The 21723-nt window shown below is 66.3% G+C and carries 26 protein-coding genes; 20 read left to right on the top strand and 6 right to left on the bottom strand.

Translation table 11 applies throughout. The features are described from left to right. Positions 1–4: 4 nt before the first annotated feature. Together QNI11_RS15060 and QNI11_RS15055 are read right to left on the bottom strand one after the other, a co-directional pair. Positions 5–202 carry a 4Fe-4S binding protein gene (locus tag QNI11_RS15060; RefSeq protein ID WP_283980730.1) on the bottom strand — a complete coding sequence of 66 codons (198 nt, stop codon included), beginning with the start codon at positions 200–202 and terminating at the stop codon, positions 5–7. Positions 203–255: 53 nt separating this feature from the next. After that, positions 256–543, bottom strand: a complete 288-nt coding sequence (locus tag QNI11_RS15055) for a 2Fe-2S iron-sulfur cluster-binding protein (protein ID WP_100929806.1) — start codon at positions 541–543, stop codon at positions 256–258. A gap of 284 nt (positions 544–827) precedes the next feature. Between QNI11_RS15055 and rsxA the strand changes: the two genes are divergently transcribed. From rsxA to QNI11_RS15015, 8 genes are read left to right on the top strand one after another with little or no spacing between them, the layout of a single operon-like run. Beyond that, complete coding sequence (gene rsxA, locus QNI11_RS15050; RefSeq protein WP_100929807.1) at positions 828–1409, top strand: electron transport complex subunit RsxA; 582 nt, start codon at positions 828–830, stop codon at positions 1407–1409. Positions 1410–1424: 15 nt separating this feature from the next. Then, on the top strand, positions 1425–1973 hold the full coding sequence (rsxB, locus tag QNI11_RS15045) for an electron transport complex subunit RsxB (protein ID WP_283980729.1): 549 nt from the start codon (positions 1425–1427) through the stop codon (positions 1971–1973). Beyond that, positions 1970–3493: an electron transport complex subunit RsxC gene (gene rsxC, locus QNI11_RS15040; protein ID WP_283980728.1), complete on the top strand. Its 1524-nt coding sequence runs from the start codon at positions 1970–1972 to the stop codon at positions 3491–3493. Before rsxB ends, rsxC begins: the two co-directional genes overlap by 4 nt. Then, positions 3490–4557 (top strand): RnfABCDGE type electron transport complex subunit D, encoded by a 1068-nt coding sequence (locus QNI11_RS15035; protein ID WP_283980727.1) that lies wholly within the window; start codon positions 3490–3492, stop codon positions 4555–4557. The genes rsxC and QNI11_RS15035 overlap by 4 nt, the downstream gene beginning before the upstream one ends. Further along, the gene (locus QNI11_RS15030; RefSeq protein WP_283980726.1) at positions 4554–5216 is read left to right on the top strand and encodes an RnfABCDGE type electron transport complex subunit G; all 663 of its coding nucleotides are present in this window, start codon (positions 4554–4556) and stop codon (positions 5214–5216) included. The genes QNI11_RS15035 and QNI11_RS15030 overlap by 4 nt, the downstream gene beginning before the upstream one ends. Beyond that, positions 5213–5935 carry an electron transport complex subunit E gene (locus QNI11_RS15025; RefSeq protein ID WP_283980725.1) on the top strand — a complete coding sequence of 241 codons (723 nt, stop codon included), beginning with the start codon at positions 5213–5215 and terminating at the stop codon, positions 5933–5935. Before QNI11_RS15030 ends, QNI11_RS15025 begins: the two co-directional genes overlap by 4 nt. Further along, positions 5932–6189, top strand: a complete 258-nt coding sequence (locus tag QNI11_RS15020) for an RnfH family protein (RefSeq protein WP_283980724.1) — start codon at positions 5932–5934, stop codon at positions 6187–6189. The genes QNI11_RS15025 and QNI11_RS15020 overlap by 4 nt, the downstream gene beginning before the upstream one ends. A gap of 31 nt (positions 6190–6220) precedes the next feature. Continuing rightward, positions 6221–7207, top strand: a complete 987-nt coding sequence (locus QNI11_RS15015; RefSeq protein ID WP_283980723.1) for an FAD-dependent oxidoreductase — start codon at positions 6221–6223, stop codon at positions 7205–7207. Positions 7208–7209: 2 nt separating this feature from the next. Here the strand turns inward: QNI11_RS15015 and hpaR are convergent, their stop codons facing one another. Next, entirely contained in the window at positions 7210–7671 is a 462-nt protein-coding gene (gene hpaR / locus QNI11_RS15010) for a homoprotocatechuate degradation operon regulator HpaR (RefSeq protein WP_100929814.1), read from the bottom strand. Positions 7672–7734: 63 nt separating this feature from the next. Here hpaR and QNI11_RS15005 point away from each other — a divergent pair, with 63 nt between their 5' ends. From QNI11_RS15005 to hpaH, 6 genes are all read left to right on the top strand, one after another. Then, positions 7735–8145 (top strand): 5-carboxymethyl-2-hydroxymuconate Delta-isomerase, encoded by a 411-nt coding sequence (locus tag QNI11_RS15005; protein WP_283980722.1) that lies wholly within the window; start codon positions 7735–7737, stop codon positions 8143–8145. 48 nt (positions 8146–8193) lie between these two features. Beyond that, the gene (gene hpaE / locus QNI11_RS15000) at positions 8194–9696 is read left to right on the top strand and encodes a 5-carboxymethyl-2-hydroxymuconate semialdehyde dehydrogenase (protein ID WP_283980721.1); all 1503 of its coding nucleotides are present in this window, start codon (positions 8194–8196) and stop codon (positions 9694–9696) included. 91 nt (positions 9697–9787) lie between these two features. After that, complete coding sequence (gene hpaD / locus QNI11_RS14995) at positions 9788–10768, top strand: 3,4-dihydroxyphenylacetate 2,3-dioxygenase (protein WP_283980720.1); 981 nt, start codon at positions 9788–9790, stop codon at positions 10766–10768. Positions 10769–11065: 297 nt separating this feature from the next. After that, complete coding sequence (locus QNI11_RS14990) at positions 11066–12460, top strand: pyridoxal-dependent decarboxylase (RefSeq protein ID WP_283980719.1); 1395 nt, start codon at positions 11066–11068, stop codon at positions 12458–12460. After that, positions 12460–13314, top strand: coding sequence for a fumarylacetoacetate hydrolase family protein (locus tag QNI11_RS14985; protein ID WP_283980718.1), 855 nt, complete (start codon positions 12460–12462; stop codon positions 13312–13314). Before QNI11_RS14990 ends, QNI11_RS14985 begins: the two co-directional genes overlap by 1 nt. After that, positions 13311–14108, top strand: a complete 798-nt coding sequence (hpaH, locus tag QNI11_RS14980; protein WP_283980717.1) for a 2-oxo-hept-4-ene-1,7-dioate hydratase — start codon at positions 13311–13313, stop codon at positions 14106–14108. The genes QNI11_RS14985 and hpaH overlap by 4 nt, the downstream gene beginning before the upstream one ends. Positions 14109–14133: 25 nt before the next feature. Here hpaH and QNI11_RS14975 read toward each other — a convergent pair whose 3' ends face one another. Continuing rightward, positions 14134–14439: a DUF6476 family protein gene (locus QNI11_RS14975; RefSeq protein ID WP_283980716.1), complete on the bottom strand. Its 306-nt coding sequence runs from the start codon at positions 14437–14439 to the stop codon at positions 14134–14136. On the opposite strand from QNI11_RS14975, the gene QNI11_RS14970 reads away from it, so the two are divergent. Further along, positions 14438–15466: an RluA family pseudouridine synthase gene (locus QNI11_RS14970; protein WP_283980715.1), complete on the top strand. Its 1029-nt coding sequence runs from the start codon at positions 14438–14440 to the stop codon at positions 15464–15466. The genes QNI11_RS14975 and QNI11_RS14970 overlap by 2 nt on opposite strands. A gap of 37 nt (positions 15467–15503) precedes the next feature. Here the strand turns inward: QNI11_RS14970 and QNI11_RS14965 are convergent, their stop codons facing one another. Further along, positions 15504–16136: a DUF4386 domain-containing protein gene (locus tag QNI11_RS14965; protein WP_283980714.1), complete on the bottom strand. Its 633-nt coding sequence runs from the start codon at positions 16134–16136 to the stop codon at positions 15504–15506. Between the two features lie 304 nt (positions 16137–16440). Here QNI11_RS14965 and rpoH point away from each other — a divergent pair, with 304 nt between their 5' ends. The 3 genes from rpoH (at position 16441) to QNI11_RS14950 (ending at position 19190) form a co-directional block, all read left to right on the top strand. After that, the gene (rpoH, locus tag QNI11_RS14960) at positions 16441–17337 is read left to right on the top strand and encodes an RNA polymerase sigma factor RpoH (protein ID WP_100929822.1); all 897 of its coding nucleotides are present in this window, start codon (positions 16441–16443) and stop codon (positions 17335–17337) included. 322 nt (positions 17338–17659) lie between these two features. Continuing rightward, on the top strand, positions 17660–18127 hold the full coding sequence (locus tag QNI11_RS14955) for an Lrp/AsnC family transcriptional regulator (protein ID WP_100929823.1): 468 nt from the start codon (positions 17660–17662) through the stop codon (positions 18125–18127). Positions 18128–18215: 88 nt separating this feature from the next. Continuing rightward, the gene (locus QNI11_RS14950) at positions 18216–19190 is read left to right on the top strand and encodes a Gfo/Idh/MocA family protein (protein WP_283980713.1); all 975 of its coding nucleotides are present in this window, start codon (positions 18216–18218) and stop codon (positions 19188–19190) included. Positions 19191–19236: 46 nt separating this feature from the next. Here the strand turns inward: QNI11_RS14950 and QNI11_RS14945 are convergent, their stop codons facing one another. Next, positions 19237–20205, bottom strand: coding sequence for an NADPH:quinone oxidoreductase family protein (locus tag QNI11_RS14945; protein ID WP_283980712.1), 969 nt, complete (start codon positions 20203–20205; stop codon positions 19237–19239). Between the two features lie 282 nt (positions 20206–20487). Between QNI11_RS14945 and QNI11_RS14940 the strand changes: the two genes are divergently transcribed. Together QNI11_RS14940 and hisN are read left to right on the top strand one after the other, a co-directional pair. Further along, positions 20488–20859 carry a helix-turn-helix domain-containing protein gene (locus QNI11_RS14940; protein ID WP_100929826.1) on the top strand — a complete coding sequence of 124 codons (372 nt, stop codon included), beginning with the start codon at positions 20488–20490 and terminating at the stop codon, positions 20857–20859. Positions 20860–20932: 73 nt separating this feature from the next. Beyond that, positions 20933–21715: a histidinol-phosphatase gene (gene hisN / locus QNI11_RS14935; RefSeq protein ID WP_283980711.1), complete on the top strand. Its 783-nt coding sequence runs from the start codon at positions 20933–20935 to the stop codon at positions 21713–21715. Positions 21716–21723 lie beyond the last annotated feature (8 nt).

The following is a 21723-nucleotide window of genomic DNA, read 5'->3' as shown; positions in this document are numbered from 1 at the left end:
CCTGTCACTCCGCGGGGATGATGCAGCCGTCTTCCATGCAGACGGACAGGCATTGCGGCATGTCGTGGTCCGGCTCGCACTCCGTGCAGATGTCGGCCTTGATGAAGAAGACACCCTTTTGCGGGACGATGGCGCCGGTCGGACAGACGGGTTCGCAGTCGCCGCAGGACGTGCAGAGGTCAGAGACAATGAGCATGGCCATGGGAGGTTTCCTTTCGTGGTTTCAGAGGGTTGAGCGTTCATCTCGGGACGGCGTCAGCCGGGGCGCACCTTGACGGTGCCGCCCAGCACCTGGCACTGGCAGGCGAGGCGGTCGTTGCGCCCGGCCATCGCCTCGCGCAGGACCTGTGCCTCAAGTGCCGAGGGTTCCGAGAGGTTCTCCGCTCCTTCCTCCACATACGTCAGGCATGTGCCGCAATCCCCTTCGCGGCAGCCGTAGGTGATGCCGGCACCGATCTTTTCCGAGATCTCGATGATCCGGGTGCCGGCGGGGACGTTCACGGTGAGCGACACGTCGGTGAACGTAAGCTTGGCGTGTGGCATGGTGCGGGTCCTTGAGAACGGAAGAGGCTTGCGGTGCGGCCCGGTTTCCATGTGTTCAGCAAGGTCGGTGCCAAGCGCGGACGGCCATAAAGGGACTGCGCAGGGCAGGCTTCCCGACACCGGCTGCCGGACAAATTGTCGGCTTTGGGACAACGGCGCCCGGGGCGGTCACGCGGGCGCCCGTCCTGGCGGGGCACGCCGGGGCCCGGGACGGCTTGGCACGCCCCTTGCTGCACCCCTTCCGAACGCCCTGTCGGGCCATCCCGCGGAAAGGACCTCTGACCATGCAGGACCTCTTCATGAGCCTCCTCGGCACCGCCCTCGTGAACAACGTCGTGCTGGTGAAGTTCCTCGGTCTCTGCCCCTTCATGGGGGTGTCGAAACAGATCGACGCGGCGGTGGGCATGGGGCTGGCCACCACCTTCGTTCTGACGCTGGCCGCCGCCGCCAGCTGGGTTGTCGAGACGGCGATCCTGATCCCCATGCAACTGCAGTTCCTGCGCATACTGTCGTTCATCCTCGTGATCGCAGCGATCGTGCAGTTCACGGAAACGGTGATGCGCAAGCTGGCACCGGGGCTTTACCGGGCGCTTGGGATCTACCTGCCCCTCATCACCACCAACTGCGCGGTGCTGGGAGTCGCCCTCCTGAACATCCAGGAGGGCCACGGGTTCGCGCAAAGCCTGCTGTACGGCTTCGGCTCCGCCCTCGGGTTCACCATCGTCCTCGTCATCTTTGCCGGGATGCGGGAACGGCTGGCGGAGATGTCCGTGCCGCAGACCTTTGCCGGCCCGCCCATCGCCTTCATCTCTGCCGGCCTCCTGTCGATGGCCTTCCTCGGCTTTGCCGGGCTGGTTCCCAACTGAAAGGGGAGACTTCCGATGATCGCTGCCGCCGCTTCCATGTCCGCGCTTGGTCTCGGTTTCGGGCTGTTGCTGGGCGTGGCCGCCCGTCGCTTCCATGTCGAGACACCGCCCATCGTGGATGAAATCGAAAGCGTCCTGCCCGGCACCAACTGCGGGCAATGCGGTTTCCCGGGATGCCGGGGCGCTGCGGATGCCATCGCCGATGGCAGCGCGCGGGTGACGCTGTGTCCGCCGGGCGGGCGCGACGTCGCGGTGAAGCTGGCGGAAATCATGGGCGCGGACCTTGCCAGCGCGGGCGGGGTCGAAGAGGCCGTCCCCTTGGTGGCCTTCATCTTCGAGGATCATTGCACGGGCTGCACCAAGTGCTTCAAGCGCTGCCCGACCGACGCCATCGTCGGTGCGGCCAAACAGATCCACACCGTCGTCACCGACGCCTGCATCGGCTGCGATGCATGCGTGGAAGTCTGCCCGACGCAGGCGATCCTGCTGAGGTCGAAACCGCAGACCCTGCGCGGCTGGTACTGGTCGAAACCGGCATTGCCAAGCGCGGAGGTCGCGGCATGAGCCTGAACCTCGGCTCCTTCCTGGCTCCTGCGACGCTGTTCTCCATCCGGGGCGGCGTGCATCCGGAGACGCGCAAGTACCTGACTGCGGACTGCGCGATCGAGACCATGCCGGTGCCGCCCCTGGTGCGCGTGCCGCTCCAGCAACATATCGGCGTGCAGGCGGAACCGGTCGTGGCGCGTGACGACTTCGTCCTCAAAGGACAACTGATCGGCAAGGCGCGCGGTCCTGTTTCGGCCAACGTGCATGCGCCGACCTCCGGACGGGTGATCGCCGTGGGCCATTTCACCGCGCCGCATCCTTCGGGCCTTCCGGTGCCGACGATCACCATCCGGACCGACGGACAGGACACCTGGGGTGATCGCCTCCCGCGTCTGCGACCGGAGGATGCAACGCCGGAAGAGATCGCCGCCCGCGTGGCAGAGGCGGGCATCGTCGGCATGGGCGGGGCGACCTTCCCGGCGGCGGTCAAGCTGAACCTGCGCGACCGCTATCCGCTCAGGACGCTCATCATCAACGCAGCCGAATGCGAGCCGTACCTCACCTGCGATGACCGGCTGTTGCAGGAACACGGCGAGGAAATCGCGGACGGCGCGGGCATCATGGCGCGGGCGCTGGGGGTCGGAGAGATCGTCGTCGCCATCGAGGCCAACAAGCCGAAGGCCGTCGCCGCGATGCGCCGCCACAACCTCGGGCTCGGTCTGAAGCTGCGGGTAAAGGTTGTCCCGACGCAGTATCCGATGGGGTCGGAAAAGCACCTCGTGAAGGTCGTGACCGGACTGGAAACACCGGCCCGCGCGCTGACTGCAGAACTGGGCGTCGTCGTGCACAACGCCGCAACCGCGCAGGCCGTGCATCATGCGGTCCGCTACGGCGAGCCGCTGGTCAGCCGCGTGGTCACCGTCTCGGGCAAGGGCATCCGGCGGCCGGCGAATGCGCGCGTCCTGATCGGCACGCCGGTCGCCGATCTGCTTGAGCACTGTGGCGGGTTGGTGGAGGAGCCGGACCGTCTTTTGCTGGGCGGGCCGATGATGGGCATGCCCATCGCCAACCGCCGCGTGCCGCTGGTAAAGGGCACCAACGGGGTGCTCGCCCTCACAAGGGCAGAGACGCGCAAGGCTGACGTCATGCCCTGCATCCGCTGCGGCACCTGTGTGCAGGCCTGCCCCTGCGGTCTCACGCCATTCGAAATGAACGCAAAGATCCAGGCGGACGACCTCGACGGTGCAGCCGGCGTGGGTCTGCTCGACTGCGTGTCCTGCGGGTGCTGTTCTTACATCTGCCCATCGAACATCCCGCTGGTGCAGGGGTTCAACTTTGCCAAGGGCAGGCTGGCAGAGCGGACGGCCCGCAAGCACCAGCAGGAAGAAACCAAGCGCCTCGCTGCCGCCCGGACGGCCCGGGAGGACGCGATTGCCGAGAAGAAGCGGCAGGCCATGGCGAAACGCAAGGCCGAGATGGCGGCGAAGAAGGCGGCCGAGGCGGTGGCCACGTCATCCGAAGGGGAGCCGGCCAAATGAGTGTCATTCTCGCCAGCGCGCCGCATACGCACTCGATGTTCAATGTCGCGCGGACGATGGTGGCCGTGATGGTCTGTCTCGCTCCGGCCACGGCTTTCGGGCTCTACCATTTCGGTCTGCCGGCGATCTTCCTGTTCAGCGTGACCGTGGCATCCGCCTACCTGATCGAACTGGCATGCCTTTGGATGGCGCGCAGACCCGTTGCGCGCTTTGCCAGGGACGGCTCGGCCCTGCTGACCGGCTGGCTCGTCGCGCTGACCCTGCCGCCATGGGCGCCGTGGTGGGTGGGGGTCACGGGCGCCTTCATCGCGGTGGTTATTGCCAAGCACATGTTCGGCGGGCTGGGGCAGAACCTCTTCAACCCGGCCATGGTCGCACGGGCGATGCTGCTGGTTGCGCTGCCGGTGCCGATGACGCAATGGGTCGCCCCTTTCGACGCGGCGCATGGCCCCGACCTCGCGCAGGCGCTGGCGGTCACTTTCGGCGGCACGCCGGTGTTCGACGCCATGAGTAGCGCTTCGCTTCTGGGGACGATGCAGAGCCAACTCAACGCCGGGCGGACGGTGCCGGAGATCATGGCCGAGGCGGGCGGGGCCTGGCCGCTCTTTACCGGGCGCATCCCCGGGTCGCTGGGCGAGACGTCGGCGCTGCTGCTTCTGGGCGGCGGACTGGCCCTGGTGCTGCTGCGGATCATCAACGTGGTGACACCTCTGGCGGTGCTGGGTTCCGTCGCGGTCTTGTCCGGCGTGGCCTGGCTCATCGACCCGCTGCACTTTGCGCCTCCGGCCGTGCACCTCGGCTCCGGCGCGCTGATGCTGTGCGCCTTTTTCATCGCGACGGACTACGTGACCTCGCCGGTCACGGCGATGGGCAAGGCGATCTATGGCGTCGGGATCGGCAGCCTGACCTTTGTCATCCGCACCTGGGGAGCCTTTCCGGAAGGCGTGGCCTTTGCCGTGCTGCTGATGAACGCCTGCACGCCACTGATCGACACATATGTGCGGCCACGGATCTTCGGGCGTACCCGCAAGGGGGACCCCCTGCCGCTGGGAGACCGGTCATGAGTTGTCACCAGCCTGCTTCTCCCAAGGCCTCGCCCTCGGTATCGCGCGCGGGGGCTGCGCGTCCGGCGCTGATGCTGGGCACGTTCTCGCTCGCGACGGCGCTGATCCTCGGCCTGTCCGACGACCTGACCCGGCCGGCCATTGCGGCCCGCGCGACGGAGGATCTGAACGCCTCCCTGCTTCAGGTGCTGCCGCCTGAGGATCACGACAACGATCCCGGCACAACTGAGCGCATGGTCGAGGACGGGGTGGAAGGCAGTGTCCCCGTTTATCTCGCGGTCGAAGGGCAGCAGGTTACCGGTGTCGCCTTCGAACTGACCGGCTACGGCTATGGCGGGGCAATCCGGGTGCTGCTCGGGATTGCGCCGGACGGGTCTGTGCTGGGCGTGCGTGTCCTGTCCCATGCCGAGACGCCGGGTCTGGGCGACAAGATCGAAGTGGCGAAGGACGGCTGGATCCTCGGGTTTGCGGAGCGTTCTCTGGCCGATCCGCTGCCTGACAAGTGGAAGGTGAAGCGGGACGGCGGTGTCTTCGACCAATTCTCCGGGGCGACGATCACGCCGCGGGCCGTGGTCGCCACCGTGCATCGGGGTTTGGAGATGTTTGCGCGCCAGAGCGACGTGCTGCTTGCACCTCTGGGCAAGGAGGCTGGGCAATGACCGACTACGCCAGGATCGCCCGCGACGGGCTATGGAACAACAACATCGTTTTCGGCCAGCTGCTTGCGCTCTGCCCGTTGTTGGCGGTCACCGGAACCGCCACCAACGGCCTCGGGATGGGCCTCGCGACGACCGCCGTGCTGGTGGTTTCGGGGCTTGCCGTGTCGCTGCTGCGGTCGTTCATCCCGCCAGAGGTCCGCATCCCCGCCTTCGTTCTCATCATCGCCTGCATCGTGACAGTGGTGGACATGGCGCTGAACGCATGGGTGCACGATCTGCACAAGGTCCTGGGTCTGTTCATTCCGCTGATCGTCACCAACTGCGCCATTCTGGGCCGGGCAGAGGCCTTTGCCTCCCGCAGGGCGCCGCTGGCGTCCTCGGTGGACGGGCTGATGATGGGCCTGGGTTTCACGCTGGCACTTGTCGGCCTGGGCGCCGTGAGGGAGATCCTCGGATCGGGGACGCTGTTCGCCAATGCAGCAGTCCTGCTGGGACCGCGTTTCGGGTTCCTCGAAACGACAGTGTTGCCCGGCTATGACGGTTTCCTGATCCTGATCCTGCCGCCCGGCGGATTCATCGTGCTGGGCGTCCTGCTGGCCTTGAAAGGCCGGATGGATCGTCGCGCACAGGCGCCGGCCCGCGCCCGTTCGCTCGACGCGACAGCGCGTGAGTTCATCGCCGCCGGCGTGCTGACCCCACCGGAAGGAGAACAGCGATGAACGTGGGCGTTGCCTATGCAAAGCCGACCGCGCAGGTCTGGCGCAACATCGACGTGCCGGAGGGCGCGACGGTGCGCGACGTGATCGAGCGTTCCGGCCTGCTGGAGCAGTTCCCCGAGATCGACCTCGGGGTCAATCGGGTGGGCATCTTCGGCGCGGTGGCAAAGCTCGACAAACCCGTGGCGGAGGGGGACCGGGTGGAGATCTACCGTCCGATCCATCCCGACGCCGAACTTCTTGAAAAGCGGACATGACAGGGCCCCGGCCCGCTAGAGGAAAACCGAAATGACAGGTTCATCGATACGCAATCGCCTGACCCGCCGGTCGATGCTGACCCTTGCAGGCGCCGCCGCACTGACATTGTCCTTGCCTTCGCGCGGGCGGGCGCTGGTGGTCGGGGGCGGTGCTGCGGGTGCCGCCATGGCGTTGGCGCTGAAGGCCGCGCAGCCCGCGACGTCCGTCCTCTTGGTCGAACGCGACCCGACCCGCCTGTCCCCCGTTCCGGCCACAGCCTTTGCTGCACCCGGTGCCAGCGTGACGTTGGAGACGCTTCGCGCACATGGGGTGGAGGTCCTGCTGGACGAGGTGATCGGGATCGACTGGCGGGCGTCACGGATCGCCCTCTTCTCCGGCCGTTCGGAGGCATTCGACCGGATCTGCGTCGCCCCGGGAACGATGCCCCGCCCGGAAGACATCCCCGGGCTCGACGCCGCCGCCCGCTTCGCATGGCCTGCGGCCTGGGGCAGCCCGCGCGAGGCACGGCGGCTGATGGCAGCCTTGGGCGCAATGCCGGAGCGCGGGCACCTTGTCCTTCGGCTGCCGGCTGAAGTCAGCCACCGGACCGTGGCGGCGGAGCGCGCGATGACTCTTGGCCGGTGGCTGGCCGCGAACCGCCCCGAGGCACGGATGACCGTCCTCGACGGCTCCGCAGACCCGGTGCTGAAGCGTGCCGCCCTGAGCGCCGGCCTGTCATGCGAGTGGTTCGGGCCGGGCGCAGGTGGCCGTGTCCTGTCGGTGGATGCCGGGAATGGACGGATCGAGACGGACGCGGGCCTTCTGTTGGCGGACGCGGTGAATTTCGTCAGTCCGATGATGGCGGGCGACATCGCCGGCCGATCCGGATTGACTGACGCATCCGGCTGGTGCCCTTGCGACGCCTCCGGTGTGTCGAAACTTCGGGCCGGGGCGCTGGTGTTGGGAGATGCCCGCGCCGAAGCGGAAAGAACCATCGACGGAGCGCTGCAATCGGTCAGGGCGTCGCTGAAGGGCTGAACTCAACCGTCGGCGGCATCCCCGGGCCCGTTCAGCCGCGTCAGCAGCACGTCGAGCTTGTCGATGAGCGCCGCAAGATCCTCTGCCCCCAATTCCCGTTCGATGGCCGCATAGATCGCTGCGCTTTCGCGCGAGGCCTCGCGCAGCAGCCGGTCGCCGCCGGGGGCAAGCCGCACCTGCGTGCGCCGCCGGTCCTCTGCCGCGCGCTCCACGGTGACAAGTCCGCGTGATTCCAGCGTTTTCAGGATGCGGGTCAGCGAGGGTGCAAGGATCACCGCCTGCTCGGCCAGCCGGGTCGGTTCGATTCCCGGGATCTCCTGCACCACCCGCAGCACACGCCACTGCGCCTCTGTCACGTCGATGGCGCGCAGCATGGGGCGGAACCGCTCCATCACCGCTTCGCGGGCGCGCAGCAGCGCGATAGGCAGGGTCCGGCGGGTCTGGGACAGCGGGAAATCGGGCATCTGAAGTCTCCTGTTGACAGGCAGAATAAAACTTAACATGTTAAGTGTCAAAGGGAGGATGACATGCCACATCTGCGTTGCGAATACTCGGCGGGCCTTGAGGCGCACCTCGACATGGAGGTGCTGGGGCGGACACTGCACGCCGCCATGGCGGAGACGGGCGTCTTTCCGCTGGGCGGTATCCGGGTGAAGATGCACCGCTGTTCGCTGGCCATGGTGGGCGACGCGAACCCGGGTCACGGAGTGGTCAACCACTTCCTCGCGCTGGAGCTTTCGGTGGGGGCGGGCCGCGACAAGGACGTGCTGGCCGAGGCCGGGCGGCAGCTCTTCCAGGTGGCCGAGGCGGTCTGCACGGACCAGCTGGCCGCGCCGCATTTCATGCTCTCGCTGGAGATCCGGGAAATCGATCCGGAGCTGTCGTGGAAGGCGAACTCGATCCACGCGCGCCTGGCGGCGGACAACGCGAACGGCTGAGGCCGGCATTTAGGTATTTGGACCAAGATGAAGCAGGAGGCCGGGAAGATGGCGGATCTGGCGGGAAATCTGGCACGGGCGGAGGCGGCGCTGGCGCGCTTCTCGGGCGGTGTGGCGCATCGCATCGGCGGCCGGGACGTGCGCTCGGACGCGTCGTTCGAGACCGTCTCGCCGGTCGATGGGGCGGTGCTGGCGCAGGTCGCCCGCGGCGGCGCGGCCGAGATCGACGCGGCGGTGCAGGCGGCAAATGCAGCCTTTGCCGAGTGGAAGGCGATGCCGGGCAAGGAGCGCCGGGCCCTGCTGCACAAGGTGGCGGATGCCATCGTGGCGCGGGCGGACGACATCGCGGTGGTCGAGGCGATGGACACCGGTCAGGCGATCCGCTTCATGTCCAAGGCGGCGGTGCGCGGGGCGGAGAACTTCCGCTTCTTCGCGGACAAGGCGCCGGAGGCCTGCGACGGCCAGACCCTGCACGCGCCGGGGCAGGTCAACATGACCTCGCGCCGTCCGATCGGGCCGGTCGGGGTCATCACGCCGTGGAACACGCCCTTCATGCTGTCGACGTGGAAGATCGCACCGGCGCTGGCGGCGGGCTGCACGGTGGTCCAGAAGCCGGCGGAGTTCTCGCCGCTGACGGCGCGACTTCTGGTTGAGATCGCCGAGGAAGCGGGATTGCCGCCGGGAGTGCTGAACGTGGTCAACGGCTTCGGCGAGGATTGCGGCCGGGCGCTGACCGAACATCCCGGCATCAGGGCGGTGGCCTTCGTCGGCGAGAGCGCCACCGGCTCGCACATCATGCGGCAGGGCGCCGATACGCTGAAGCGGGTGCATTTCGAACTGGGCGGCAAGAACCCGGTGATCGTCTTCGACGACGCCGATCTGGAGCGCGCGGTGGATGCGGCGGTCTTCATGATCTACTCGCTGAACGGCGAGCGGTGCACGTCGTCGTCGCGCCTGCTGGTGCAGGACACCGTCTACGACGAGGTCTGCGCGAAGGTGGCGGAACGGGCGGCGCGGATCAGGGTCGGCCATCCGCTGGACCCGGAGACGGTCATCGGCCCGCTGATCCATCCGGTGCACGAGAAGAAGGTGCTGTCCTACTTTGAAAAGGCCGTGGCCGAGGGCGCGACCATCGCCACGGGGGGGAAGAAGCTGGGCGAGACCGGCTGCTACGTGGCGCCCACGCTGTTCACCCATGCCACCAACGAGATGGCGGTGTCGCGGGAGGAGATCTTTGGCCCGGTGCTGACCGCGATCCCCTTCAGGGACGAGGCGGACGCGCTGCGCATCGCCAACGACACGGAATACGGCCTGACCGCCTATCTCTGGACCAGGGACCTGGAGCGGGCGTTCCGCATGACCTCGGCCCTCGAGGCGGGGATGATGTGGGTGAACTCTGAGAATGTGCGCCACCTGCCCACGCCCTTCGGCGGCGTGAAGGCCAGCGGCATCGGGCGCGACGGCGGCGACTGGTCGTTCGATTTCTACATGGAGACGGTGAACGTCTGTTTCGCCACGACGGAGCACCGGATCCCCAGGCTGGGCGGCTGACGGGCACCGAGGGGGCGTTGAGGAGAGCGGCCCCCGGTCCCGATGGAAGAGAGACATGCGGCGGCGCGGGCCGTCCCCGGAGGAGTGAGAGATGCCGATTCCCGAACCGAACCTATATCCGCCCTTCAACATCGTGCGGCTGAGCCACGTGGAATTCGGGGTGACGGACCTCGCGGCCTCGAAGGCGTTCTACGTGGATACGCTGGGTCTGCAGGTGACGGAGGAGACCGCCGACATGCTGTGCCTGCGGGCGCTGGAGGAGCGCGGCCACCACTGCATGGTGCTGCGCAAGACGGACACCGCGGCGGTGCAATACCTGGCCTACAAGGTCTATGCCGAGGAGGACCTCGACCGCGCGCATGACTGGTTCGCGGACCGGGGCCATGCGGTGGACTGGGTGGAGCGGTCGCACCAGGGGCGGACGCTGCGGACCGTGGACTGCTTCGGCGCGCCGATGGAGTTCTATCACAGGATGGATCGCCTGCCGCCGATCCACCAGCAGTACAAGCTGTACCACGGGGTGAAGCCGCTGCGGATCGACCACTTCAACTGCTTCGCGCCGGACGTGGATGCCGCCGTTGCCTTCTACGGCAAGCTGGGGTTCCGGGTGACGGAATACACCGAGGACGACGCGTCCGGAAAGCTCTGGGCGGCGTGGATGCACCGCAAGGGCGGCGTGCACGACGTGGCCTTCACCAACGGGACGGGGCCGCGGCTGCACCACACCGCGTTCTGGGTGCCGACGCCGCTGAACATCATCGACCTGCTCGACCTGATGTCGACGACCGGCTACCTCTCCAATATCGAGCGGGGGCCGGGACGGCACGGGATTTCCAACGCCTTCTTCCTGTATATCCGCGACCCCGACGGACACCGGATCGAGATCTACTGTTCGGACTACCAGACAGTGGACCCGGACCTGGAACCGATCCGCTGGGACCTGAAAGACCCGCAGCGCCAGACGCTCTGGGGCGCGCCTGCGCCGCGGTCGTGGTTCGAGGAAGGGTCGTTTTTCCACGGGGTGGAGCCGCGCGCGGCTGAACTGAAGGCGACGCCGATCGTGGCGCCCTGACAGGTTGGCCGACGTGGTGAACGCTTTATGAATGGCCTTGTCGGTGTTTCCCCCTCCCTACCGCCCTCCACTCTGGGCCGAGTCGGTGAAGGAAGGATGATCGGGGATCGGGCGTGTTGATGTGTGGTGCCGAGGGTGATGTGGTTGCGGGCATTCAGGTGCGCCGCGTGGTGCTGGATGCACTTGTGGTGCGGCCCGGGGGGCTCTGCCCCCGCCGCCTCCGGCGGCGCCCCCGAGGTATTTGGGCCAAGATGAAGGGCAGGGTGCGCCAAATGCGGCGCGCTGCACGGAGGAAAGATGGATTGGGATGAATTTGCGCGCTGGGGCGCGCAGGCGGCGGCTTTCGGGGCCGACTATCACAAGACGCTCAGGGACCGGCCGGTGCGGCCGGATGTGCAGCCCGGGGAGGCGGCGGCCTTGCTGGAGGCAGCCCCGCCCGAGACCGGCGAAGGCATGGAGGCGATCTGGCAGGATTTCCTGCGCGTTGTGCCCGAGCGCCTGACGCATTGGCAGCATCCCCGGTTCTTCGCCTACTTCCCGGCCAATGCCGCGCCGCCCTCGATGCTGGCGGAGATGCTGGTCACGGTGATGGCGCCGCAGTGCATGTTGTGGCAGACCTCGCCGGTTGCGACCGAGATGGAAGGCGTCATGGTCCAGTGGCTGCGGCAGGCGGTGGGCCTGCCGGAGGGCTGGTCCGGGGTGATCCAGGATTCGGCCTCGTCGGCCACGTTGTCGGCTGTGCTGACCATGCGGGAGCGGGCGACCGGCTGGTCGGGCAACCGCGAGGGGCTATCGGGCAAGGGGTCTTTGCGGATCTATTGTTCGGGACAGGCGCATTCCTCCATCGACCGGGCCTGCTGGGTGGCGGGCATCGGGCAGGAGAACCTCGTGAAGCTGCCGGATGTTGGCGCGCCATCCTATGGCGTGGATGCCGCCGCGCTGCGGACGGCCATCGAAGCGGACCGGGCGGCGGGCCATGTGCCGGCGGGCATTGTCGCGATCACCGGCGGCACCGGCATCGGCGCCTGGGACGACCTGTCAGCCGTGGGCGCTGTGGCGCGGGAGGAGGGGCTGTACCTGCACCTCGACGCGGCCTGGGGCGGGGCAGCGATGATCTGCCCGGAAATCCGCGACGCCATGTGGCCGGGGGTGGAGGCCTGCGACAGCATCGTCTTCAACCCGCACAAGTGGCTGGGCGCGCAGTTCGACTGTTCCGTGCAGTTCCTGAAGGACCCGCGCCAGCAGATCGACACGCTGAAGATCGAGCCGGAGTACCTCAGGACCTCCGGCTCGGAGGTGGTGAACTATTCGGAATGGACCATCCCGCTGGGACGGCGGTTCCGGGCGCTCAAGCTCTGGTTCATGCTGCGGTACTACGGTCTGGAGGGGCTGCGTGCGCGCATCCGCAACCACGTCGCTTGGTCCGGCGAGGTGTGCGAGGCGCTGCGGGCCCAAGGCTTCGAGATCGTGACGGAGCCGATCCTGTCGCTCTTCACCTTCCGCGGGCCGGGGGACGATGCGGCACAGCAGGCGCTGGTGGATGCGATCAACGCGGACGGGCGCATCTATGTCACGCAGGGCATGTTCGCCGGGCGCAAAGTGGTGCGCTTCCAGGTCGGCCAGTTCGACTGCACGCGCGACGACGTGATGATGGCGGCGGACGTGATCCGCGAGATTTCGGAGAGGATGTGATGGTCAGGTTTGTCAGCTTCACCCACGAGGGCCGGGCGAAATACGGGCTGTGGCAGGAGGACGGGCTGGTCGAGATGACCGGCTTCGACGGACATCCCGGGTTGTGCGAGGTGATCGCGGCGGGATCGCTCAAGGGGCTGGCGCAGTCGGCCATGGGGAAGACGGCGGACGTGGCCCATGCCGATGCGGTGCTGGAGATCCCAGTGCGCACGCCCGAGAAGATCATCTGCGTCGGCGTCAACTTCCCCGACCGCAACGCGGAGTACAAGGACGGGCAGGAGGCCCCCGGCAAGCCCTCTCTCTTCATCCGGTTCCCGCGGTCCTTTGTCGGGCATGGCGCGAACCTCGTGCGGCCACCGGAGAGCGAACAGCTGGATTACGAGGGCGAGATTGCCATCGTGATCGGCAAGGGCGGGCGGCGGATCTCGCGCGAGGCGGCCTATGACCACATCATCGGGCTGACGCTCTGCAACGAGGGCACGATCCGCGACTGGGTGCGTCACGCGAAGTTCAACGTGACGCAGGGCAAGAACTGGGACCGGTCCGCCGCGATGGGGCCGTGGCTGGTGCCATTCACCCATCCCGCGCAACTCGACGACATCGGGCTGGAGACGCGGGTCAACGGCGAGGTGCGCCAGAAGGACCGCACGTCGCGGATGCTGTATGATTTCCGCTACATCGTGAACTATGTCTCGACCTTCACCACGCTGGTGCCGGGCGACGTGATCGTCTGCGGCACGCCCACCGGCGCAGGGGCGCGGTTCGATCCGCCGGTCTGGCTGAAACCCGGCGACGTGGTCGAGGTGGAAGCCGAGGGCATCGGCATCCTGAGAAACGGGGTAGAGGACGAATGACCGAGGACGAGATCCACGCCGCCGCCACGGACCTCTTGCAGGCAGAGAAGATGGGCAGCCAGATCGGCCTCCTGTCCCTGAAGCATCCGGGCATGACCATGGACGACGCCTACGCCGTGCAGGCGGCGCTGATGACGGCCAAGCTCGTCGAGGGCCGCAAGGTGATCGGCTGGAAGATCGGGCTGACGTCGAGGGCCATGCAGGACGCGCTGAAGATCGACACGCCGGATTCCGGTGTGCTGTTCGACGACATGGCCTTTGAAACGGGCGGGATGGTGCCCGGGGGCCGCTTCATCCAGCCGCGGGTGGAGGCGGAGATCGCCTTTGTCATGAAGGCGCCGCTGGACGGCCGGGTCACGCGGGAGGAGGTGATCGCCGCCACCGATTACGTCTGCCCCGCGCTGGAGATCCTCGACACCCGCATCCTGCGCAGCGATCCGGCGACGGGCCAGGCAAGGGTGATCGTCGACACGATCTCCGACAACGCGGCCAATGCAGGGATCGTCCTGGGGGAGGCACGGCACGATCCGCGGCTGGTCGACCTGCGCTGGGTCGGGGCCATCGTCAGCCGCGACGGCGAGGTCGAGGAGACCGGGCTGGGCGCGGGCGTGCTCAACGATCCGGTGATGGGTATCGTCTGGCTGGCCGAGCGGATGGGCACCTACGGTCAGTCGATCCGGCCGGGACAGGTGATCCTGTCGGGCTCGTTCATCCGTCCGCTCGAATGCCCGCCGGGCAGCCATGTGGAGGCGGACTTCGGTGCCTTCGGTCAGGTGGGTATCAGTTTCGGCTGATTGCACTCGGGCCGCGCGGGCGGAGTCACTCCGCCGGTTCGACCGCAATTTCCTGCCGCAGTTTGCCGGTGCCCCGGTCGAAGATCAGGATGCGGTTGTCGCCGGTCACCACGGCGTACCAGTCCACGCCTTGCGTGTAGGCGGTGGCGGTTGCGCCACCGGGCAGGGTGATGACCTCTGGCAGCGGCGCCTGTGCCTTGCTATAGCGGTGCCAGATCAGGCCGAGGATCCCCACGATCCCGACCATCATCACCACCATGAGCACCGTCACCATTGCCTGCAGGAACCGCAGGCCGGGCGGGTGCCGATATTCCGGCTCGGGAGTTTCCATGGACCGCCTTCGTGTCGTCATCGCGGCCGATCCGCCGCAACGCCTTGATAAGGCCCTTGCCCGCGATGTGCCAGAGGCCGCGGCCCTGTCGCGCACCCGTCTGGGCAGGCTGATCGCCGAGGGCGCCGTGACCCGCGAGGGCGCGCCGCTGACCGATCCCAAGGCGAAGGTCGCTGAGGGGGACGTGCTGGAGATCGCCGTGCCGGCGGCGGAAGAGTATGACGTCGTCCCGCAGGACATCCCGCTGGAGATCGTCTTCGAGGATGCCGACCTGCTGGTGGTGAACAAGCCCGCGGGCATGGTGGTCCACCCTGCGCCCGGCACGCCGGACGGCACTCTGGTCAACGCGCTGCTGCACCACTTCGGCGGCGATCTGTCGGGCGTCGGCGGCGAGAAACGGCCCGGCATCGTGCACCGGATCGACAAGGACACCTCCGGCCTGCTGGTCGTGGCAAAGTCCGACCGCGCGCATCACGGGCTGGCCAAACAGTTCGAGAAGCACACGGCGCGCCGGGCCTATCTGGCGGTTGTGCATGGCGTGCCGGATGTGGCCGATCCCCGGCTGATGGGCACGCGCGGTGTCTCTGCCGGGGCAGGGGGCGGGATCACGATTACTTCCGGCCTCGCGCGGCACAAGACGGACCGGCAGCGGCAGGCGGTGTTCTTCGACGGGCAGGGGCGGCACGCGATCACCCATGCCCGCGTGCTGGAGACCTTCGGCGCGCCGGAATGCCTCGCGTTGGTGGAATGCCGGCTGGAGACCGGGCGCACCCACCAGATCCGCGTGCACATGGCCCATGCGGGGCACGCACTGGTGGGCGACAGCACCTATGGCGGGCGGCGCAAGCTGAAGGGCAGCGCGCTCTCCCCTGCGGCCTTTGCCGCCGCCGATGCCTTCGACAGGCAGGCGCTGCATGCGGCCGAGCTGGGATTTGTCCATCCGGTGACGGAGGAAGAAATGCTGTTCGAGGCGCCTTTGCCTGCGGACATGCAAGACCTGCTGGCGGCGCTGCGCACGGTGACGTGAAGCGCCGGGTGTGTTTGGTTGCCTGACCCGCGGAGCGTCAGAGCCGGCCAGCGATAAGCAACCAGAGGCAGAACCCTACCCCCGTCACGATGCAGACGAGGTAGGCGGGCTGAATCAGCACGTTCAGGTCGGGCGCGGCCAGGCGGGTGATCCCGCCGGCGATGTAGACGAGCCCGGTCAGCGTCAGCCCGGCGGGCAGCACCATCGGCGCGACGCGAGACAGGCAGACCAGTTTCGCCATCAGCATCGCGTTCACACCGAACAGGATCAGACCGATATCATAGCCGCTGGCATGGAGCGCGGCGAAGGTCAGGGCAAGATCGGTGCGCCCGCCCTCCACCAGTTGCGGCACGGCCGAGAGGGCCACGAGGCTGGTGCCGATCAGCGCCGCCTGTCCGAGACGGAAGACCATGGCGGCGCGGGACAGGCCTTCGGAGACCGGGCGCAGCAGGGTGAAGAAGACAAGCGCCAGGGCAATGTCCGCCAGCAGCATGATGACGTCGGCCAGGAGGCTGAGGCGGATGGAGGAGAGATGGGTGACCAGCGTCTCTGCCCCGCCTCCCAGCGCGGGACCGCGCAGGGCCAGCTCGGCCGTCAGGCCGGAAGCGATGATGACCAGATACAGCACACCGGCTGTGCGGATCTGGCGAGGTGCGTCGAGGGCGGGCATGGGATAATACTCCGTGACGTTCGGATTGGGTTTGGTCGCGGAGTACGTCATCGCGTTGTGTATGGAAATTTGCTGAAACTGCATCCATATCATGCAATAATGTATGGGTTGGAAAAGCCGGATGTCATCGAGTGCACGTGCATGTGAACCCGCTGACATATGGGTTCCCCAACGTTCACGAAACCTTAACTTATGCGCAACGTTTGTTGGTTAAGCATCTTGAAACCGATCTGGCCAAGGGCCATCTGGATGTTAAGCCGTGTAACATGAAAGGCGCAAACGCGTCGTACGAGAGGGGCAAGGCATGAGCAACTACGCAAATCTCCCGGCACCGACGCCGGAAGCCGGTCTGAGCCGCTACCTTCAGGAAATCCGCAAGTTCCCGCTTCTGGAGCCTGAAGAGGAATACATGCTGGCAAAACGCTGGGTCGAGGACGAGGACACGCAGGCGGCACACCAGCTTGTGACGTCTCACCTGCGGCTCGCGGCCAAGATCGCCATGGGCTATCGCGGCTACGGACTGCCGCAGGCGGAGGTGATCTCCGAGGCGAACGTCGGCCTGATGCAGGCGGTCAAGCGTTTCGACCCGGAAAAGGGCTTCCGCCTTGCCACCTATGCGATGTGGTGGATCCGCGCCTCGATCCAGGAATACATCCTGCGGTCTTGGTCGCTGGTGAAGCTGGGCACGACCTCGGCGCAGAAGAAGCTGTTCTTCAACCTGCGCAAGGCCAAAAGCCGCATCGGCGCGCTGGAGGACGGCGACTTGCGTCCGGAACACGTCGAAAAGATCGCGACCGATCTGGGCGTGTCCGAGGACGAGGTCATCTCGATGAACCGGCGCCTGTCCGGTGGCGACGCGTCGCTCAACGCAACGGTCGGTTCCGAAGGCGAAGGGTCGATGCAATGGCAGGACTGGCTTGAGGACGAGGATGCCGACCAGGCCGGTGAATATGCCGAACGTAACGAGCTCGAGGCGCGCCGCGCCCTGCTGGAGCAGGCGATGGACGTGCTCAACGAGAGGGAAAAGGACATTCTGACCCAGCGGCGCCTGTCCGACCAGGCGGTGACGCTGGAAGAGCTTTCGGGCCAGTACGACGTCAGCCGGGAACGTATCCGGCAGATCGAAGTGCGGGCGTTCGAGAAGCTGCAGAAGCGGATGCGTGACCTTGCCCGCGAGCAGGGCATGCTGACCAGCGCCTGAACCGTTCCGCCGGGCCGGCAGCGGTGGCCCGGTGGTCAAAGCGGCGGACTCCCAAGATTACCTCATGTGTTCGAAGGCGCTGGCGGCCCCCTCCGGAAACGGAGGGGGCCTTTTCATTCATGAAACGAAAAGCCGTAAAAAATGTACTAAACAATACATCTATTAGGAATCGGTAAATAGTACGGCGGCCAATTGATATTGAGTCGAATGCTGCGACTGCGTAGTTTCTCGGATTACGGAACCGAAAACCCTGTTGCCGAGTTTTCCAATGATTGCGGGAAACTTATTCCAGAAGCATGGGAATGAAGGGCAATATCCGATCATGAAGCTAGACGACACCGACCGCAAACTCCTCGCGCATTTGCAGCATGACGGGAAGGCCAGCATCCAGACGCTGGCCGATGCGGCCGGGCTTTCGACCTCGCCCTGCTGGCGGCGGATCAAGCGGCTGGAGGACGAGGGCGTCATCCGCGGCTACGTCGCACGGCTGGACCCCAAGGCCCTGGGGCTGGGCGCGTTGGCCTATGTCTTCGTCAGCCTGATCGACCATTCCGATGACACCCTGTCGGCCTTCGGCGACCTCGTGGATCAGGAGGCGCGGATCGTCGAGTGCGAGTCCGTGACTGGGGCCTGCGATTTCCTGCTGAAGGTTGCGGCGCGCGATCCGGAAGATCTGGAGGCGTTTCTGAAGCGCGGGATGCTGGCGGGCGGGCTGGTGCGGGTCAGCCAGACGCATTTCATCCTGCGGCAGGCCAAGACCCGCAGCCCGTGGCCGCTCCTGTCCGACTGACATCTGCTTGCCCGGATTTCGCGGGCGCGGCACGTTCCATCCCCGGCGCAACTGGTCTAGCGTGAGCGCAAACACCAGGGAGCTGACGATGACAGATCACGTGAGATGGGGCATCCTCGGCGCGGCAAAGTTCGCGCGCGAGCACATGGGACCGGCCATCAATCAGGCGCGCCGCGGGCGGCTTTGTGCGCTTGCCACCTCGAGCGAGGAAAAGGCCGCGCCGTTTGCAGAGCGCGCGCCGGGGCTGAAGGTGCACCTCTCCTACGACGACCTGCTGGCCGATCCGGCGATCGACGCGGTCTACATCCCCCTGCCAAACCACCTGCACGTCGAGTGGACGGTGAAGGCGCTGGAGGCGGGCAAACATGTGCTGGTCGAAAAGCCGCTGGCCATGCAGGCCGCCGACTTCGCGCCGGTGATCGCCGCCCGTGATGCCACCGGAAAACTCGCGGCAGAGGCCTACATGGTCGTGCACCACCCCCAGTGGAAGAAGGCCAAGGAGCTTTATGAAGAGGGGGCCATCGGCGCGCTCAAACGTGTTTCCGTCGCCTTCTCCTATGACAACAGCAGCGACGGCGAGAACATCCGCAACCGTCCGGAGACCGGCGGCGGCGCGGTGCCCGACATCGGCGTCTACGCCTACGGTACTGTTCGTTTCGTGACGGGCGAGGAGCCGCAGGCGATCCTGTCGACGGAAATCGAGCGGGAGAACGGCGTCGATGTCTGGAGCCACATCACCGCGCGCTTCCCCTCGTTCCATTATACAGGCGTGGTGTCGATGCGGATGGCGCCCTGGCAGGAAGTGGTTTTCCATGGCGACGGTGGCGTGATGCGCCTGACAACGCCTTTCAACGCGGCGGTTTACGGGCAGGCCGAGGTGGAGGTGCAGGGCAAGGACCTGAAGGTGACAAGGTGGCGGTACCCGTCCGACAATCACTATGTTCATCAGGTCGAGGCGTTCAATGCATCGGTGCTGGACGGCGCGCCCTATCCCTGTCCGCTGGAATTCTCCCGCGGGACGCAGGAGATGATCGACATGATCTGGGCGGCCGAAAAGGCGTGAGGCCGGACCGGGGCGCGGTTTTGCGCCCCGGCCCTTTGGGTCGCGGTCACATCTCCTGGATGGTGATGACCACCTTGCCGGTCGACTTGCGGTCGCGCAAAAGGGCCAGCCCTTCCGCCGCTTGATCGAGCGGGTAGGTGTGGCTGACATGCGGTTTGAGCCGGCCCGCGCCATGCCACTCCATCAGCGTCGCGAGCGACCCGGTCAGGATGTCTGGCCGGAAGGCGAGGTAACCGCCCCAGTAGACGCCCAGCACAGAGAGGTTCTTGACCAGCAGGTGGTTCGTCTTGACCTGCGGCACGTCGCCGGATGCGAAGCCGATCGGCAGCAGGCGCGCCTCGGGTTTGCAGGCGCGGAAGGCGGCCTCCCATTGTTCGCCGCCGACGGGATCATAGACCACATCCGCGCCGCCGAGCGCCTTCACCTCGGCCCGTATGTCCTGCGTCCGCGCGTCGATCAGATGGTCTGCACCCGCCGCTTTCGCAGCCTCCAGCTTGTCGGCGCCACGGGCACAGGCAATGACTGTTGCGCCCATCAGCTTGCCGATCTCGACCGCCGTCAGGCCGACACCCCCGGCAGCGCCCAGCACCAGAAGGGTTTCTCCCGGTTGCAGGCGGGCGCGGTGGTCGAGCGCCACGTGGCTGGTGCCATAGGCGATCTGGAAGGCTGCGGCGGTGGTGAAGTCCATTGTATCCGGCAGGCGGACGGCGCGGGTGGCATCGAAACAGGCCATCTCGGCCAGACCGCCTTGCCCGCCGAAGACCGCCACACGGTCCCCCGGAGCGAAGTTCTCGACACCCTCACCGAGCGAATCAACCACGCCGGCGACCTCCATACCGAGTACGAAAGGACAGTCCGGAGTATCCTGATAGGTACCCTTGATCATCAAAAGGTCGGCGAAATTCAGGCCGCAGGCGGCGACTCGAATCCGAATCTCTCCCGGTCCCGGGGTCGGGACCTCGATTTCTTTCAACTCCGGTGCGGACTCCGGAGAAAATTTCACGTACGCACGCATAGGTGCCTCCTATCCTTTTGCGCCGGAAGATCGACGAATTCCTCGCGCCTTGGACGCGTAATGTGCAGTCCAAATTTATTAACAGCAACAATTCCTGTTTTTTTTCAACTTTGTGTTGTTATTCGTTCGCGTTTACCATTATTAGGCGGTTGTGTGTCTTGATATGAGTGACCGTTTTGATGTAGCACATCAGGCCATACACGTGCAGGATGAGGCTGGTCGGACGGTCTGAAGATAACCGGGTCTCTCATTTGGCCAAACCTTAGAACAGGAAGACACACGATGGCGCATCCCGTTGACGTTCATGTTGGAAAACGTATTAGACATCGCCGCTGGCTGGTGGGCATGACCCAGCAGCAGCTGGCCGAAAAAGTGGGTATCAAGTTCCAGCAGATCCAGAAGTACGAAACGGGTGCGAACCGTGTCAGTGCCTCCCGCCTTTGGGACATCGCAGATGCGCTCGACGTTCCGGTGAGCTTCTTCTTCGAAGGCATCGAAAACGAGAATTCCGAAGTTGCTTCTGGCGACAACGTCCCGGCGGATATCCTTGGCGACAAGGAAGCACTCGACCTCGTGCGGTCCTACTACGCGATCCCCGAGAACCAGCGACGCCGTCTTTTCGAACTCGCCCGCGTCCTGTCCGACGTGGCTTGAGCCGCCGCGCCGCCTGCGATAGCCCCTGACAGGGCGAAGCGTACGGAGGCGACAGGTGGACATTTCAGGACGATTGGCCGAAGATTTGATCGGCACTGCGCACGCCCTTGCAGATGCAGCCGGGGCGGCGATACTCCCCTACTTCAGATCAGCCGGGCTGACCGCGGACAACAAGCTGACGTACGGGTTCGATCCCGTGACCGCCGCTGACCGCGCCGCCGAAAAGGCGATGCGCAAGGTCCTGGCAGAACGCCGGCCCGACGACGCGATCCTTGGCGAGGAATACGGCACGCAATCCGGCACCAGTGGGCTGACATGGGTGCTCGACCCGATCGACGGGACGCGCGGCTTCCTTGCCGGAACCCCGACATGGGGCGTGCTCGTGGCGCTGTCGGACGACACCGGCCCGCGCTATGGCATCGTCGACCAGCCCTACATGGGCGAGCGCTTTTCGGGCGGGCTGGGGCAGGCGGCGTGGCGTGGTCCGCGCGGGCAGGGTCCGATGGTCACACGGCGAACCTCCTGCCTCGAAAACGCCCTGCTTTTCACCACCTTCCCCGAAGTCGGCCAGCCGCAGGACCGCGCCGGTTTCGAAGCCGTTGCGGCCCGCGCCAAACTGGTGCGCTATGGCATGGACTGCTACGCCTACGCATTGCTGGCGGCCGGGCAGATCGACCTCGTCATCGAGGCCGGGCTACAGGCCTACGACATCCAGGCCCCCATCGCCGTGATCGAGGCGGCGGGCGGGATCGTGACGGACTGGTCGGGCGGGCCGGTGCATGACGGCGGTCGTGCTCTGGCGGCGGCGAACCCGGAATTGCACGCGGCGGCGCTGGAGATCCTGAAAGGCTATTGAGGAGCCGC

The organism is Sagittula sp. MA-2 (genome assembly GCF_030126985.1).
Taxonomy (GTDB): Bacteria; Pseudomonadota; Alphaproteobacteria; order Rhodobacterales; family Rhodobacteraceae; genus Sagittula.
Note: the sequence above shows the minus strand (reverse complement) of the source record. Positions and strands in the feature narration are given on the sequence as shown.

What these genes read in the sequence shown, in the direction of transcription:
- hpaH (WP_283980717.1), top strand. Translation starts at nt 13,311, where the DNA reads ATGACCGAGGACGAGATCCACGCCGCCGCCACGGACCTCTTGCAGGCA.
- QNI11_RS14965 (WP_283980714.1), bottom strand. Translation starts at nt 16,136, where the DNA reads ATGCCCGCCCTCGACGCACCTCGCCAGATCCGCACAGCCGGTGTGCTG.
- QNI11_RS14955 (WP_100929823.1), top strand. Translation starts at nt 17,660, where the DNA reads ATGAAGCTAGACGACACCGACCGCAAACTCCTCGCGCATTTGCAGCAT.
- QNI11_RS14950 (WP_283980713.1), top strand. Translation starts at nt 18,216, where the DNA reads ATGACAGATCACGTGAGATGGGGCATCCTCGGCGCGGCAAAGTTCGCG.
- QNI11_RS15035 (WP_283980727.1), top strand. Translation starts at nt 3,490, where the DNA reads ATGAGTGTCATTCTCGCCAGCGCGCCGCATACGCACTCGATGTTCAAT.
- rsxA (WP_100929807.1), top strand. Translation starts at nt 828, where the DNA reads ATGCAGGACCTCTTCATGAGCCTCCTCGGCACCGCCCTCGTGAACAAC.
- QNI11_RS15015 (WP_283980723.1), top strand. Translation starts at nt 6,221, where the DNA reads ATGACAGGTTCATCGATACGCAATCGCCTGACCCGCCGGTCGATGCTG.
- QNI11_RS14975 (WP_283980716.1), bottom strand. Translation starts at nt 14,439, where the DNA reads ATGGAAACTCCCGAGCCGGAATATCGGCACCCGCCCGGCCTGCGGTTC.
- QNI11_RS15005 (WP_283980722.1), top strand. Translation starts at nt 7,735, where the DNA reads ATGCCACATCTGCGTTGCGAATACTCGGCGGGCCTTGAGGCGCACCTC.
- QNI11_RS14945 (WP_283980712.1), bottom strand. Translation starts at nt 20,205, where the DNA reads ATGCGTGCGTACGTGAAATTTTCTCCGGAGTCCGCACCGGAGTTGAAA.
- rsxB (WP_283980729.1), top strand. Translation starts at nt 1,425, where the DNA reads ATGATCGCTGCCGCCGCTTCCATGTCCGCGCTTGGTCTCGGTTTCGGG.
- QNI11_RS14985 (WP_283980718.1), top strand. Translation starts at nt 12,460, where the DNA reads ATGGTCAGGTTTGTCAGCTTCACCCACGAGGGCCGGGCGAAATACGGG.
- QNI11_RS14990 (WP_283980719.1), top strand. Translation starts at nt 11,066, where the DNA reads ATGGATTGGGATGAATTTGCGCGCTGGGGCGCGCAGGCGGCGGCTTTC.
- hpaD (WP_283980720.1), top strand. Translation starts at nt 9,788, where the DNA reads ATGCCGATTCCCGAACCGAACCTATATCCGCCCTTCAACATCGTGCGG.
- QNI11_RS14940 (WP_100929826.1), top strand. Translation starts at nt 20,488, where the DNA reads ATGGCGCATCCCGTTGACGTTCATGTTGGAAAACGTATTAGACATCGC.
- QNI11_RS15055 (WP_100929806.1), bottom strand. Translation starts at nt 543, where the DNA reads ATGCCACACGCCAAGCTTACGTTCACCGACGTGTCGCTCACCGTGAAC.
- hpaE (WP_283980721.1), top strand. Translation starts at nt 8,194, where the DNA reads ATGGCGGATCTGGCGGGAAATCTGGCACGGGCGGAGGCGGCGCTGGCG.
- rsxC (WP_283980728.1), top strand. Translation starts at nt 1,970, where the DNA reads ATGAGCCTGAACCTCGGCTCCTTCCTGGCTCCTGCGACGCTGTTCTCC.
- QNI11_RS15025 (WP_283980725.1), top strand. Translation starts at nt 5,213, where the DNA reads ATGACCGACTACGCCAGGATCGCCCGCGACGGGCTATGGAACAACAAC.
- QNI11_RS14970 (WP_283980715.1), top strand. Translation starts at nt 14,438, where the DNA reads ATGGACCGCCTTCGTGTCGTCATCGCGGCCGATCCGCCGCAACGCCTT.
- QNI11_RS15030 (WP_283980726.1), top strand. Translation starts at nt 4,554, where the DNA reads ATGAGTTGTCACCAGCCTGCTTCTCCCAAGGCCTCGCCCTCGGTATCG.
- QNI11_RS15020 (WP_283980724.1), top strand. Translation starts at nt 5,932, where the DNA reads ATGAACGTGGGCGTTGCCTATGCAAAGCCGACCGCGCAGGTCTGGCGC.
- QNI11_RS15060 (WP_283980730.1), bottom strand. Translation starts at nt 202, where the DNA reads ATGGCCATGCTCATTGTCTCTGACCTCTGCACGTCCTGCGGCGACTGC.
- rpoH (WP_100929822.1), top strand. Translation starts at nt 16,441, where the DNA reads ATGAGCAACTACGCAAATCTCCCGGCACCGACGCCGGAAGCCGGTCTG.
- hpaR (WP_100929814.1), bottom strand. Translation starts at nt 7,671, where the DNA reads ATGCCCGATTTCCCGCTGTCCCAGACCCGCCGGACCCTGCCTATCGCG.